We start from the raw sequence: 14249 nt of genomic DNA, 5'->3' as shown, positions 1-14249 counted from the left end.
CGATTCCCCTTCCGTTGTGAATGTCCTGGTCGTGGACGGCCCGGTGAGTGCCGTTACTGGGTGGCGGCGCCCATCGTCCGGATCGCGTCGAGCATCACCGCAGGGGCGTCGGGGGCGTACTGACCCGGGCGAGCGACGATCCGATCCCATGCTCCCGTGTACGGGAACATGCCGTGCTCCCGGTACAGCTGCCACGACACCGGCGAGCGATGCATCGTGGCGGCACTCAGACCACTGAACGGCACCAGCCAGGAAAGCTGCAGCAACTCGAGACGTTCACGCACGACCGTCTCGTCGATCTCGAGGGACGCCACCCAACGGTGCTTGCCGGGGGCGTCGACACGCAGACGGAACGTCCTGGCGCCCAGTGGGATCGGGGCTGGTTCGGCGGTGATCGTACGGCCCCACGCGTTCTGCTCCAGGTGCAGGGCACCATCGAGGACGTAGAGGACGTAGCCGGCCTCCTGCCCGCCGTGAGCGAGCAGGACTCCCTCGTCACCGGCCCGGTAGCCGCCCTCCGCCAGGACCATCTCGACGGTGAACGACCGCCCGTCGATCAGCTGACTCGACCGGAACCGTTCCAGTGGAGGGGTTTCCGGCAGCAGCACCGTCTCGCACGCCAGACGTTCCTCCGCGGGATCGCGTTGCAGGAAGTGCAGCGGGCTGCCGTTGGCCATCGGATACACCTGATTGCGAACCGCAGCGTCCTCCCAGTCTGCGACCAGTTCCTTGACCCGGCCCGGATGTTCGCCGGCGAGGTCGGTGAGCTGGACAGGATCCGCGGACACCTCGTACAGCGCCCACCGGTCGTCGGCGAACGGCGTCAGCGGTTTCCGTTGAGCCACCACCTCCCAGTCGCCGGCGTAGTACGCCCGTTCACCCAGGCATTCGTAGTACTGGTCACCGTGACGGCTGGGCGCGTCCGGGTCCCGCAGCGCCGCCACCATCGAGGTGCCGTCGAGCGGCCGCGCACCCAGACCGTGACGGGTGGTCGCGACCGGCACCCCGGCCAGCTCCGCGATCGTCGGCAACAGGTCGGTGACGTGCGCGTACTGGTGCCGGACGGCGCCCGCGATCTCCCCCAGTCCCGCCGGCCACGACATCAGGAACGACACCTGATGACCGCCCCGGTAGGTACTGAACTTGTGCCGCCGGAACGGGGTGTTGGCCACCGTCGCCCATCCCGTCGCGTACTGCGGCCACGTGGTCGGCCCACCGAGTTCGTCGAGCCGGCCGATCTCCTCGGCAACCCGCTGCTCGGTGGTGGGCCGGTGCGTCCGATTCAGGTTGGCCAGATGATTGACGACCCCGACATCCCCACCGCCACCACCGGACGCACCGTTGTCACTGAGGAACACGAAGACCGTGTTCTCCAGACGCCCGCACCGGCGCAACACGTCCCGGATCCGTCCGACCGAGTCGTCGATCGTCTCGATCATCGCCGCATAGTTCTCCATGTGCCGCGCAGCAAGACGCTTCGCGTCGTCGGACAACGACTCCCACGCCGGAACCTCGTCGCCGGACTCACCCTCGAGAGGTGCTGTCCCCATCTCCGCGGAGATCACACCGAGCTCGTCCTGACGGCGACGACGCTCGGCCCGGATCTGCTCCCAGCCGGCGTCGTAGCGGCCCCGGAACTTGTCGGCCGTGCCCGGCTTGATGTGCATCGGGGCATGCACCGCCGCATGCGCGTAGTACATCAACAGCGGCTTGCCCGGATCCGAGGCGTGCGACTCGGCGATCATCGACACGGCACGATCGGTCAGATCATCGGTGAGGTAGTACCCCTCCGGATACTCCGTGACGTGCACCGGACTGTTGCCCTCGTACAACTGCGCCGGCGCATGCAGATTCGCCTGCGCCTCGAGGAACCCGTAGTACTGGTCGAAACCACGCTGCAACGGCCACGAATGCCGGTCACCCGACGCATGCATGTCCTGCTCGCGGCACAGATGCCACTTGCCGATCGCCATCGTCGAATACCCGGCACCGCGGAAGGATTCGGCGATCGTCGGCTGATGCGCGGACAACTCGGCGGCGTAGCCCGGAAAGCCCGGGTCCGCGTTGGCGACCGCACCCATCCCGACCACATGCGCATTGCACCCCGTCATCAGCGCCGCCCGGGTCGGCGAGCACGTCGGAGTGACGTGAAAATCGGTGAGCCGCACGCCCTCCGCCGCGACCGCATCCAGATGTGGGGTGGGGATCTCCGAGCCGAACGGACCGATGTCCGAGTACCCCATGTCGTCGACGATCATGACGACGACATCCGGTGCCCCCTCCGGTCGCGGCCGCGACGGCCACGCCGGAGTGGCGGTAGCCAGACTCTCGGTGATGGTGCCGAGGAACCCCGGGGGTGTCGGCATGCTTTCCGGGGACGAGGTTTTCGAACCGTCGGTCATGTCCGTCACGGTAGCCACCGCCCCGGGCGCGAGACGACGGATCGTTCCACCCAGTGGAATCCATTGTTCGGATGTTGCTGTGAATCAGCGCCTTGCATCACCATGTAGCAGCTCCGTTTCGTCGAGAGGCATCAGCGGGCAGGAAATGGAAGCAACCCCACTGTCTCCGGCCGCAGCACGCATCGGGTGTTGAAGAAGTTGGTCGGCATGCACCGGTTGCAATGGATGCACAGGGATTTCGCGTCCGCATCGGCTCGGAGTCTGTGCACCAGGTCGGGCTCACGCAACAGTGCCCGACCCATCGCGACGAACTCGAATCCCTCGTCCATCGCGGTGTTCATCGCGTCGAGGTCGCTGATTCCGCCGAGCAGCGTCAGCTTGGTGTCCTTCACGACGGCCCTGACCTGCTTCGCCTGATCGAGCATGAACAGCGGCTCGTAGGGGTATTCCTTGATCCGGTACTTGCCGAACATTCGAACACCCAGCTTGCGCACCGGCGGCATCAGGGATGCCATCTCCCGCACCGGCGCAGCACCTCGGAACAGGTACATGGGGTTCATCGCCGAGCTTCCCACCGTGAGTTCCATCGCGTCCACGAGGCCCTCCTCGTCGATCAGCTGCGCCAGCCGGACCGCCTCGTCGATCCAGAAACCCCCGGGAACCCCGTCGTCCATGTTGAGTTTCGTCGTCACCGCGATCCGGTCACCGACGCGATCCCGCACGGCCCGAAGCGCATCCAGGGCGACACGGGCCCGGTTCTCGAAGGATCCCGCGTACTCGTCCTTGCGGTGGTTGATCGCCGGCGACAGAAAGGAACTCGCGAAGTAGTTGTGCCCCAGATGCACTTCCACGGCGTCGAAGCCGGCTTCCTCTGCGATGACCGCGGCCTCGCCGTGGGCCGCAGCGATCCGGGCGATGTCGGACGCTGTTGCGGCCTTGGAGAATCGGAACGTCATCGGGTTGAAGCGGCGCGACGGTCCCAGGGCCGGGTGTCCCGTGCTGGTGGGGTTCGCGACGATTCCCGCATGTCCGATCTGCGCCTGGGCCGCGGCACCGTGACGGTGCACGGCGTCTGTCAGCCTACGCAGGCCCGGAACGGCTTCGCGGCGCATCCACAGCTGCCCACCTTGGGTGCGCCCCTCCGGGGAGACGGCACAGTACGCGACGGTGGTCATTCCCACCCCGCCCGCAGCGATCTCCTCGTGGAACGCGATCAGTTCGTCGGTGACGAGAGCGTTCGGGGTTCGCCCCTCGAAGGTAGCGGCCTTGATGACCCGGTTCCGCAACTCGAGCGGACCGATCCGGCCAGGGGTGAAGACTTTCGGGAGATCAGAGGTCGTATCTGCCGAGGACATGGTCATTGATCCCCTTCGGGGACAGTAGGTTCGGTTCGCAGCGGGGCCGGTTCGGATCAGTGCGCTGCGTACCCCAGTACGCTCATCGCAGCGGCTCGGGCGGCCCTACGGTCCGTCTTGCCGCCGGGCCCGAGTTCGAGCCGGTCGACGATGACGACGTGCTCGGGCAGGTATTCGGCGGTGGTACCCCGCGACCGCAGCCACTCGGCGAGCGGGCCGGTACCGAGGTCGCCCCCGTCAGCGAGAACCACCACGGCACAGACTCGTTCGCCGTAGATTTCGTCGGGAACCCCGACAACGGCGACGTCCGACACATGCGGGTGGCCGCGGACCAGGTCCTCGATCTCCACGATCGAAATGTTCTTCCCGCCCCGGATGACGAAGTCCGCGGTACGGCCCACCACCCGCAAGCGCCCGAGGTCGTCGATCTCCACGACGTCACCGAGCAGCATCCATCCGTCGTCGGTGTACAACTCGGCGTTCGCCGCGGGGTCGTCCCAGTAGCCGGCGGAGACCAGTGGACCCGCCACGGCCAGCTGGCCACGCCGAAGCCGGTCCGCACAGGGTGTTCCCGTGTCGTCGAGGAGTCGCACCCGCATCGACCCGAGCAGGTGCCCGCACGTGCGCAGTCGGGTGTCGGCATCGTCGGCGATGGTCGTGCGACTCACCCCACCCGCCTCGTTCGACCCGTAGAACTGCAGGACGCTCGCGCCGGTGCGTTCCTCGAATTCGCGGGCCGCATCGTACGGGACGGGTTCACCACCGGTGTACAGGATCCTCAGGCTCGACAGGTCGCGGCGACGGGCCGCATCGGACCGCAACAACATCTTGAACTGTGTACTGACACAACACAGCACGGTCACTCGTTCGCGTTCGATGAGCATCGCGGTCTCCTCGACGTCGAAACGGGCGGTCACCACGGTGGGCACCCCGAGCAGGGTGGGCAGGAAGTGCGCCGACCACAGGCCGAAGCCGAACGGTGCCGGGACGACCGAGCAGACGACGTCGTCGGGCCCGATCTCGGCGCCCTGCATCGCCTCCCGGGCGAACTCGACCCACTTGTGTTCGGTGTGCGCCACCACCTTCGGCAGCCCGGTGGTGCCGGACGTCGAATTGAGGATCGTGACGTCCGCGGTCGTGAACATACCGGCCGTGCCGATGCGGATCGTGTCCCTCAACTGGTGCCGGACGGCGGATCCACGCGTCTCGTCGACGACGACGACGTCCGCCGGTTGCACGCCGTGCCCGTGCAGGTCGTCCACCAGTTCCCGCCACGATCGACCCCGGATCATCTCCGCGGTGACGAGAACCTCGGCATTCGTGCGTCGCATGATGTGCGCGATCTCCCGAACCCCGGACCGCGCCCCGATGGCAGCGGCGATCCGGCCGGCCCGAAAGCAACCGCAGAGCACGGCGTGCACACCTGCGGTGTCGGGAAGCAGCGCCGCCACCCGATCGCCGGGCGCTCCCGAGCAGGAGAGGATCTCGGTCGCGATTGCATCGGCGAGTCCGTCGTATTCACGCCAGGTCATCGCACCGGCACTGTCCACGAACGCCAGCCGGTCGGGGATCTGCCGGGCCCACGTGCGCACGACATCGGAGACGGAGACGTCGGCGTAGCGCTCCGGTGTGGTCGCGAAAGTGCCGGGAGCGAGAGAGCCCCGCGTCACCGGTACTTCCTCAACTCCTGCCGCGCCACGCTGCGGATGTGCACCTCGTCCGGTCCGTCGGCGATGCCGAGGATGCGCGCGCTCGCCCACATGCGGGCGATCGGGAAGTCGTCGGTGACACCGCCACCTCCGTGGCACTGGATGGCCCGGTTCAGCACGGAGCGGGCCACCCGCGGACCGATCACCTTCACCGCGGCGATCTCGATCTGCGCGCCCTTGGCACCGACCCGGTCGATCATCCACGCCGTCTTGAGGACCAACAGGCGAGCCTGCTCGATCTCCATGCGGGACTCCGCAATCCAGGTGCGGACCACACCCTGGTCGGAGATCGGACCGCCGAAGGCGTTGCGTGCCATCGTGCGCCGCACCATCAGTTCCAGCCCGCGCTCGGCCATGCCGATGCAGCGCATCGCGTGGTGGATGCGGCCGGGTCCGAGCCGGGCCTGGGCGATCGCGAACCCCTCGCCTTCACCGGAGAGCATGTTGGTGACCGGCACGCGGACATCGGTGAACTGGATCTCGGCGTGCCCCTGCTGGTCGTGATACCCGAAGATGGGGAGCGAGCGGACGATCTCGACGCCGGGAGTCGCGACCGGGACGAGGATCATCGACTGCTGCCGGTGCGGTGAGGCGTCCGGATCGGTCTTGCCCATCACCACGAGGATCTCGCAGCGCGGGTCCGCGGCGCCGGTGGTCCACCACTTGCGGCCGTTGATCACGTACTCGTCGCCGTCGCGCACGATCGACGTCGAGATGTTGCGGGCGTCCGACGACGCGACGTCCGGTTCGGTCATGGAAAAGCCTGAGCGAATCCGTCCTTCCAACAGCGGTTCGAGCCACCGGTCCTTCTGTTCGGGCGTGCCGAACATGTGCAGGATCTCCATGTTGCCGGTCGACGGCGCGGAGCAGTTGAGCGCCTCGGGCGCGATGTACGGCGACCGGCCGGTCACCTCGGCGATGTGGGCGTAGTCCAGGTGCGTCAGCCCGGACAGCGCGGGCAGGAAGAGGTTCCACATGCCCTGCCGGCGCGCCTCGGCTTTGAGTTCCTCCACCACGGGCGGCAGCACGTGGCTGTGCGGGCCGGACGCTTCGAGCTGCTGCGCGTACACCGGTTCGGCCGGGTACACGTACTCGTCCATGAACGCCTCGAGGCGCTTGATGATGTCCCGGGCTTCCGGGCTCGGCGACAGATCCATCCGTCAGTTCCTCCCGCTCGTGAGAATGACCTTGCCCCGCGCGCGTCGACCCATCACGACGTCCAGGGCCGCCGATGCGTCCGCCAGCGGATAGGTGCCGCTGATGTGGGGCCGCAGCGCGCCGCGGTCGTACCAGTCGAACAGGCGGCGCATGTTGTTCGCGTTGCGATCCGGGTTCCGGCGGGCCCATGCTCCCCACAGCACGCCGTGCACCGATCCTTCGGTGACGAGCAACCGGTTCAGGCCCACCTTCGGGATGTCCCCGGACGCATATCCGACCGTGAGATACCTGCCGCCCCACGCAAGCGCACGGACAGCTGCCTGCGCGTGCTCGCCGCCCACCGGGTCGTACACGACGCCGACGCCGTCGGGGGCCACCTGCTTCAGCCGCGTCGTCAGGTCGTCGGCCGCGTAGTCGATCACCTCGTCCGCGCCGTGCTCGCGGCACAGCGCCAGCTTGTCCGCACTGGACGCGGCCGCGATCACCCGGGCCCCCAGCGCCTTTCCGATCTCGACGGCGGTGAGGCCGACGCCACCGGAGGCGCCGAGGACGAGCAGCGTCTCCCCCGGCGCCAGCGCAGCCCGGTCGACGAGACCGTGATACGACGTCCCGTACGTGACCGCGAAACCCGCAGCGTCGACGAACGACATGGACTCCGGGACGGGGAACACCATGGTCGCAGGCACCGTCACGAGTTCGGCATAGCCGCCCATGCCGCAGAACGCGAGGACCCGCTCCCCCACCCCGATTCCGGTGACGTCGGCACCGACGGCCCGCACCACACCGGCCGCCTCGGAGCCGGGGACGAACGGCAACGCCGGCTTGGTCTGGTAGCTGCCCGACACGATGAGCCCGTCGGGGAAGTTCACCCCGGCCGCATACACCTCGACGAGCACGTCGCCGGGACCTACGACGGGATCCTCGACGTCGGTGTAGCGCAGCACGTCCGGCTCGCCGAGCACCTCGCACAGTTGGACCTTCACGAGGAACCTCCCGTGACGAAGGTCGCCCACGCCTTGACCGCGAGGCCACCGGTCTGCCGCGCACAGTCGAGCTCGAGGTCGATCTTGGCGACACCGTCGTCGTCGTACTCGCGCAGGACCGTCGCCGAGCAGGTGAGCACGTCGTCAGGCCACACCTGCTCGAGGAAACGGACGCGGAAGGAGCGGATGTTCTCGGCTCCGAGCCAATCGGTGGCATAGCCGGCCAGCAGACCTGCCTGATACATGCCCACCGAGAACGGCGACTTGTAGCCGGCGGCCTCGGCGAACGTCTGGTCGTGGTGGATCGGATTCATGTCACCCGAGGCGCCCTGGTAGCGCACGAAGTCGGTGCGCGTCACCGGTCCGACGATTCGGGGTTCGGGTACTTGCAGCGCGACGTTCATGCTTCCTCCGTTGCAGGACGGGCAGTTTCGACACCGGTCATCGTGGCGCGGGCGACCAGCGCGCCGGTGTCGTCGACGAAGTCGGTGACCATCACAGCGAACGTCATCTCGCCACCACGACGGCCCTGCTTGGCGTAGACGTCGGCGATGCGCGACGTGCACCGCAGCCGGGTGCCGGCTTTCGGCGGCGGGCCGAAGAACTCGTACTGCTGCTCGGCGTGCAGCCCACGCTTTCCGTCGAGCTCGACGGCCTTCCACGGGTTTCCCTCCGGCGGCTGCCAGTGCAGGGTGGTGGTGAGGAACGTCGGCGGCGAGACCGCGTCCTCACGGTGGAGGTAGTCCGGATTGGATGATCCGGTTGCCCGGGCGAATTCGCGAATCTTGCCTCGTTCGACGTCGAGATCGAAGGGGATTCCCTCGACGCCGACGGCGTCTGCGTTGGCCATGGTGTCTCCTGCGCTCGTGATCCGGGGTGGACTCAGACGAGTCCGCTCATCTCCTGGACGAGTTCATCGACGGTCCAGCGGGCGCCCTTGTCGATGATCTTGCCGTACTGCCAGCCGAGGAACTGCCGGATCTCGCCGCCCTTGGCGTAGAACACCTCCCCGTTGGCCGGGCACGCCTCGGTGAGCAGGTAGGCGACGACGGGCGACACGTTGCCCGGGTGGTAGAGGTCGAACTCATCCGGGTCGGCCGGCTTGGCGACCATGTCCTTGATGCCGGGCACGTTCTCGGTCATGCGGGTGCGGGCGACCGGAGTGATGGCGTTGGCCCGCACTCCGTACCGGTCGAGTTCCTGCGCGAGAATGACAGTGAGCGAGGCAATTCCGGCTTTGGCGGCACCGTAGTTGCTCTGCCCGACGGCACCGAGCAACCCGGACGTGCTGGACACGTTCACGATCGACGCCTTGACCGCGTCACCGGCCTTCGAGCGGTCCCGCCAGTGCGCGCCGAAGATACGGCACGGCGCGAACGTGCCGCGCAGCTGCCCGGTGATGACGTCGTCCCACTCGTCCTCGCTCATGTTGACGAACATGCGGTCGCGGAGGATGCCGGCGTTGTTGACCAGTCCGTGCACCTCGCCAAAACTGCCGAGTGCGGTGTCGAGCAGACTCTTCGCGCCGTCGATCGTCGTGATGTCCGCGGTGTTGGCGGCCGCGATGCCGCCCGCCGCGGTGATCTCGTCGGCGACCGCCGCGGCGAGCGAGGGGTCGGCGCCCTGGCCGTCAGGTCCGGCGCCGGTGTCGTTCACGACCACCTTGGCACCCTCGGCGGCGGCGAGCAGTGCGTGCTCGCGCCCGATGCCGCGACCCGCTCCGGTCACGACGATCACACGATCCTGCAGTTGGTTCATGACTGTGTCTCCTTGCTGCCCAATGGGAATGATGATGTTCTCTATCGCGGACCGGCCAGGCGGCTCAGTGCCGTCTCCGCCTCGGCGACGATGCGGTCGATCAGCTCGGCGCAGCTCGGGACGTCGTCGATGAGGCCGACGACCTGCCCGGTGGCCATGACCCCGACGTCGGCGTTGCCGTCGACGAGCGCCGAGCGGTACAGCATCGGCGCATTGGCCGCCATGACAACCTGCCGCCAGCCGAGTTCGTGACTCTTCTTCATCTCGAGGCCCTCGCGGATCATGTCCTTCCACGATGTTCCCGAAAGACGCTGGAAGGCAACCGCGTTGCGAGCGGCGCGCAACATTCGCTGCGGTCCGCGGGTGGATTCGAGCTGGTCGATGGTGCCGGCCCTCAGCACCCGCTGTGGCACACCGTCGATCTCGAGGGTGACGACGGTGTCGTTCACGGACTTCGACAGGTAGACGTCCTTGACCGACTGCGCGACGGGCGAGTCGCTGGTGAGCATGAACCTGGTGCCCATCGCGATTCCGTCGGCGCCGTACGCGAGCGCGGACACCAGACCGCGCCCGTCGAAGTAGCCACCGGCCGCGATGACCGGGATGTCGACGGCGTCGACCACCTGCGGCAGCAGCAAGCTCGTCGGGACGGCGCCGGTGTGACCGCCGCCCTCCCCACCCTGCACGACGACCGCGTCGACTCCCCATTCGGCGACCTTCTCCGCGTGCCGGCGGGCACCGATCGACGGCACCACCACCAGACCGGCGTCCTTGAGTTTCGCGATCAGGTCCCGCTTGGGGGCCAGCGCGAACGACGCCACCTTCACCCCGGACCGGATGAGCAGGTCGAGCCGCCGGTCGATGTCCTCCTGGTTGGCCCGCAGGTTCACCCCGAACGGGGCGTCCGTGTGGTCCTTGACGTGGTTGATCGCCTGCTCGAGTTCGCCGTAGGACAGCATCCCACCCGCGATGATGCCGAGTCCGCCGGCGGCAGCGGTGGCCGCGGTGAGCCTCGCATCGGAGACGTACCCCATACCGGTCTGCACGATCGGGTAGCGCACGCCGAACAGCTCGCACAACCGGGTGTTCAGCGCGGGGTGGGTCAGTCGATCACCCGTCATGGCCGTCATCCCTGAACCTCCTTGTCCCGCAAATTCTTCGGATCGATGACGGTGCGGATCAATTCGAGTTCCTCGGCGGTGGGCATCCGGGTCTGCGGCACGTCGCCGGGGACCACGAGTTCGAAGCCGGTGGCCGCGACGACGTCGTCGACGGTGACGCCGGGATGCACCGAGACCAGACGCAGCCGGCCACTGACCGGCTCGAAGTCGAGAACGGCGAGATCGGTGACGACCCTGCGCAACTCGTGGTAGCGGGATGCGGCCGGCCCGGCCTTGCGGGCGTTGTCGTTGCCGACACCGGACACCATGTCGACCTTCGGTACGAACACTCGGGTGTTGTGCTTGGGCACCCAGTAACTGGTCGGGTGGTAGACGGTGTTGCCCGGCGCCCCACGGACACCGAGCAGTTGCACGGTGGGGCGGGCGTGATCCCCGATCGCGGAGATGTTGCAGTTGCCGAATGCGTCGAGCTGTGTCGGGATCATCATGATGTGCCGCTTGCCGTTCCACACCAGCGTGAAGATCTGGTTGAACGGCAACCACGCCTCGACGTCACCCTCCGCGGGGCCGCCGACCGCCCACGTCCCGCGCACCGCGGTGGCCTCTCCGTCGGAGACGACCAGATCGGGCGAGAATGTGTGCCGGGCCAGCCGGACCCCGATCGCCGGGATGGTGCCGAACGCGCTGGCGATCACCTCCCCGCTGTCGCGGTACGCCTCCGCACACGCGACGGCACAGACCTCGGCCCTGGTGACGTCGTTCATGCCGACACCGCCTCTCGTGTGCCTTCGACGGCCCGCCGATAGTCGTCCTCCGAACCGGACAGGTACCGGTCGACGAACTGCTGCCACTTTCCGGGGTCCTTCGCCGCGGCGACATATTCACGCTGGAACGCCTCGTCCCGGTCATAGTCGGGGACGCACGACGTGAAGTGCGCGCCGCCGGGAGCTTCGACCACGCCACTGACCAGCAGTCGCGGGACGCGAATCGTGGACGGGTGTGCCTCGGCGGTGAGTTCGGCGGTGGAGACCACCTTTTCGCACGACACGTACGCGTTCTCGGCGGCGAGGCAGAAGAGGTCGTCGAAGTACAGGTCCGGCCCGAGGTACTGGGCGTTGCCGTGCATGTCGGCACGGTTCATGTGGACCAGGGCCGCATCCAGGCGGATCGCCGGCATCGCGACGAGGGTCTCGTCCCCGTACGGGTCGGTGACGGTACGCAGGGCGGGGTTGACCGTCATGACGTCCGAGCCGAGCCCGGCACGGGTGGGCAGGTACGGCAACCGGATACCGGCCGCGTACAGGCCCCACTGGAGCATGCCCTCGTCGTACTCCTCGACCTCGACGGCCCCGGACTGGCGTGCGGCCCGGAAGTGCGGGTCGAGGGGAATCGAGTCCAGCGACACGAATCCGAAGATCACCTTCCGCACCTTGCCCGCAGCACACAGCATGCCCACGTCGGCGCCGCCGTAGGCCACCACCGTCAGATCCGTCAGGTCCGAACGCAGAATCGCCCGCACCAGCGACATCGGCTTGCGCCGTGATCCCCATCCACCGATCCCGATCGTCATCCCGGATTCGAGCCGGTCGATGACGTCGGCTTCCGACATCGTCTTGTCCGACATCGCGCCTCCTGTCGTTCGTCGTGACGGGCACCGCCCGTCCTGTATCAAATATTTGCTACGCGCTGCACGGCGTCACGGCACGTGCGCGCACATCCATTTCCAACCGCGGCCGAGCGCGGATTCCGCGCCCTCGTCGTCGATCGCGGGGCCGAGCAACTCCAGGTCGACGGGGCCCCGGTAGCCGAGCGCCCGTACCTCCCGCACCAGGCGTTCGAGCGGAATGTCTCCGTCACCGGGCACCCAGCGGTCGGGAACCGACGTGGCCGACGTGCGGTGGTCACCGATCTGTACGACGCGGACCGCGTCGAGGTTGTCGGCGATCGTCGCCATCAGCCCACGCTCCTGCCACGCCGAGTACAGGTCCACCATGAGACCCACCCCGAGCTCACGGGCCAGGGCCGCGGTGTCGGCGACACTGTGGGTGAAGCTCATCGCCGACCGGATCGACATGGTGTTCTCGAGCGCGAGAGCGATCCCGCGCCCCGTCGCGTACTCGACCAGCGGCCCGAACCGCAGGACCGCGGCATCCGCAGCCTCCTCCCACGACAGTCCGCCCGAGCCACCGGAGGTGAAACACACGGTAGGAGCCCCGATCTCGACTGCAGCGTCGATCGATCGGGTGAGTGTGGCCAGAATCCGATCCCACCCGCGATCGTCGCCGTGGACGGCGCGGGCGCCGCCGGCAACGAACACCGGCGACAGGCCGCTCGCCCGGATCACCGCGACCGAGTCGTCCCAGCCCTGCCGCTCCATCGTCGCGGACAGGATTCCGAAACGGTCGGTCCCGATCCGGCCGAGCATGTCGAGGGAAGCGGAAACCGGCCAGGATGCGGTGGCGGCCAGGCACACACTCAGTGCTGAGGTACCAGATGTGTCAACGGTGGAACTGGGCACGAATCCTCCTGTCGCAGTGCAGGTGACGATCGAAATCTCGGTTCGCGACCGAATGTAGCAAATGTTTGATGCGCCGTATAGGCTTCGGGCCGGACCGGCGTTTCGGCATCGACCAGCTCGCGGAGTCGGGTGTCGGTATTCCTGGACGGAGTTCGTGCCCGTCCCCTGACGAGTAAGGCATCGGACATGAGCGATCTCCTCGACACCGGCGTCCGCGCCGACGCCGTCACCTCCTGGTTCACGGCACACATCGACGGCGCCGGCGGACCGCTGCGGTTCGAGCGCATCGCCGGCGGACGCTCCAATCTGACGTATCTGGTCACCGGCGACGACGGCACCCGCTGGGTGCTGCGCCGACCGCCGCTCGGCATGGCACATTCGCGGGCCCACGACGTGCTCCGCGAGGCGGACGTGCTCGACCGGTTGGCGCCGACCCGAGTGCCGGTTCCGCAGGTCGTGGCCACCTGTGACGACGACACCGTCACGGGCGCCCCGTTCTTCGTCATGGAGCATCTCGACGGTGTCGTGCTCCGGACCCCCGGCACGGTGGCGGCGACGACACCCGTGGACCGTCGTCCGGCGCTGGCGTCCGCCCTGGTGAACGTGCTCGCCGATCTGCATGCGGTCGACCCGCGCGCCGTGGGCTGGGGCGGCCTGGCCGGCCGCGACGACTACATCGCACGACAGCTGCGGCGCTGGTCGACGAACTGGGCGAACGACCGCGTCCGAGTCCTCGACGACATCGGCCGCACCCACGACCGTCTCCTCGAACGCATCCCGCGGCAGGGTCCGGCCCGGATCGTGCACGGCGACTTCCGTCTCGACAACTGCCTGTTCGCCCCGGACGGAACGATCAACGGTGTCCTCGACTGGGAGCTGACCACCGTGGGGGATCCGCTCGCAGACCTCGGTCAGCTGCTCGCCTACTGGGCGCAGCCCGGTGACGAGGTGTGCGCCCTCGAGGACCCACCGACCGCGGTTGCCGGCTTCCCCACCCGGGACGAGCTGATCGAGATGTATCTTGCTGCGGTACGACCGGATTCGGTGCCCGACATCGACTTCTACATCGCGTACAACTGGTGGAAGATCGCGTGCATCGTCGAAGGCGTCTACACCCGCACCCTGCGCGGCGCGATGGGCGACAGCGACCGCACCCCCGAATCGTTCGGAGCGCAGGCGCAGCGACTCGCCGCACAGGCCTGGCGGTACGCACAGAGCCTGTGAGCGGGTCGCTGCTCGAACGCG

General features: G+C 67.9%; 13 protein-coding genes. 1 reads left to right on the top strand and 12 read right to left on the bottom strand.

The annotated features are described in order from the left end of the window. Positions 1-53: 53 nt before the first annotated feature. The 12 genes from IJ15_RS0121180 to IJ15_RS0121125 form a co-directional block, all read right to left on the bottom strand. Entirely contained in the window at positions 54-2402 is a 2349-nt protein-coding gene (locus IJ15_RS0121180) for an arylsulfatase (protein ID WP_156112174.1), read from the bottom strand. 131 nt (positions 2403-2533) lie between these two features. Then, complete coding sequence (locus IJ15_RS0121175) at positions 2534-3757, bottom strand: NADH:flavin oxidoreductase (protein ID WP_051919412.1); 1224 nt, start codon at positions 3755-3757, stop codon at positions 2534-2536. A gap of 56 nt (positions 3758-3813) precedes the next feature. Next, a complete protein-coding gene (locus tag IJ15_RS0121170; RefSeq protein ID WP_031940338.1) occupies positions 3814-5427 on the bottom strand; it encodes a class I adenylate-forming enzyme family protein in 1614 nt (537 codons plus the stop codon). Then, complete coding sequence (locus IJ15_RS0121165) at positions 5424-6623, bottom strand: acyl-CoA dehydrogenase family protein (RefSeq protein WP_031940337.1); 1200 nt, start codon at positions 6621-6623, stop codon at positions 5424-5426. The genes IJ15_RS0121170 and IJ15_RS0121165 overlap by 4 nt, the downstream gene beginning before the upstream one ends. 3 nt (positions 6624-6626) lie before the next feature. Beyond that, positions 6627-7607 carry an NADPH:quinone oxidoreductase family protein gene (locus tag IJ15_RS0121160; RefSeq protein ID WP_031940336.1) on the bottom strand — a complete coding sequence of 327 codons (981 nt, stop codon included), beginning with the start codon at positions 7605-7607 and terminating at the stop codon, positions 6627-6629. Next, positions 7604-8011: a MaoC/PaaZ C-terminal domain-containing protein gene (locus IJ15_RS0121155; protein ID WP_031940335.1), complete on the bottom strand. Its 408-nt coding sequence runs from the start codon at positions 8009-8011 to the stop codon at positions 7604-7606. Before IJ15_RS0121155 ends, IJ15_RS0121160 begins: the two co-directional genes overlap by 4 nt. Then, positions 8008-8457, bottom strand: a complete 450-nt coding sequence (locus tag IJ15_RS0121150) for an FAS1-like dehydratase domain-containing protein (RefSeq protein ID WP_031940334.1) — start codon at positions 8455-8457, stop codon at positions 8008-8010. Before IJ15_RS0121150 ends, IJ15_RS0121155 begins: the two co-directional genes overlap by 4 nt. Positions 8458-8489: 32 nt before the next feature. Continuing rightward, positions 8490-9365, bottom strand: coding sequence for an SDR family oxidoreductase (locus tag IJ15_RS0121145; protein ID WP_031940333.1), 876 nt, complete (start codon positions 9363-9365; stop codon positions 8490-8492). Between the two features lie 41 nt (positions 9366-9406). Then, entirely contained in the window at positions 9407-10495 is a 1089-nt protein-coding gene (locus tag IJ15_RS0121140) for an NAD(P)H-dependent flavin oxidoreductase (protein ID WP_407984102.1), read from the bottom strand. Next, a complete protein-coding gene (locus tag IJ15_RS0121135) occupies positions 10492-11250 on the bottom strand; it encodes a CoA-transferase subunit beta (RefSeq protein WP_031940331.1) in 759 nt (252 codons plus the stop codon). The genes IJ15_RS0121140 and IJ15_RS0121135 overlap by 4 nt, the downstream gene beginning before the upstream one ends. Then, positions 11247-12110, bottom strand: a complete 864-nt coding sequence (locus IJ15_RS0121130; protein WP_031940330.1) for a CoA transferase subunit A — start codon at positions 12108-12110, stop codon at positions 11247-11249. The genes IJ15_RS0121135 and IJ15_RS0121130 overlap by 4 nt, the downstream gene beginning before the upstream one ends. Positions 12111-12182: 72 nt before the next feature. Next, on the bottom strand, positions 12183-12911 hold the full coding sequence (locus IJ15_RS0121125; RefSeq protein WP_031940329.1) for a sugar phosphate isomerase/epimerase family protein: 729 nt from the start codon (positions 12909-12911) through the stop codon (positions 12183-12185). 279 nt (positions 12912-13190) lie between these two features. Between IJ15_RS0121125 and IJ15_RS0121120 the strand changes: the two genes are divergently transcribed. Further along, positions 13191-14228 (top strand): phosphotransferase family protein, encoded by a 1038-nt coding sequence (locus tag IJ15_RS0121120; protein ID WP_031940328.1) that lies wholly within the window; start codon positions 13191-13193, stop codon positions 14226-14228. Positions 14229-14249: the final 21 nt, after the last annotated feature.

It is taken from the genome of Prescottella defluvii (assembly GCF_000738775.1).
In the GTDB taxonomy this organism is placed as follows: Bacteria; Actinomycetota; Actinomycetes; order Mycobacteriales; family Mycobacteriaceae; genus Prescottella; species Prescottella defluvii.
This window is presented reverse-complemented; position numbering and strand designations above follow the sequence as displayed.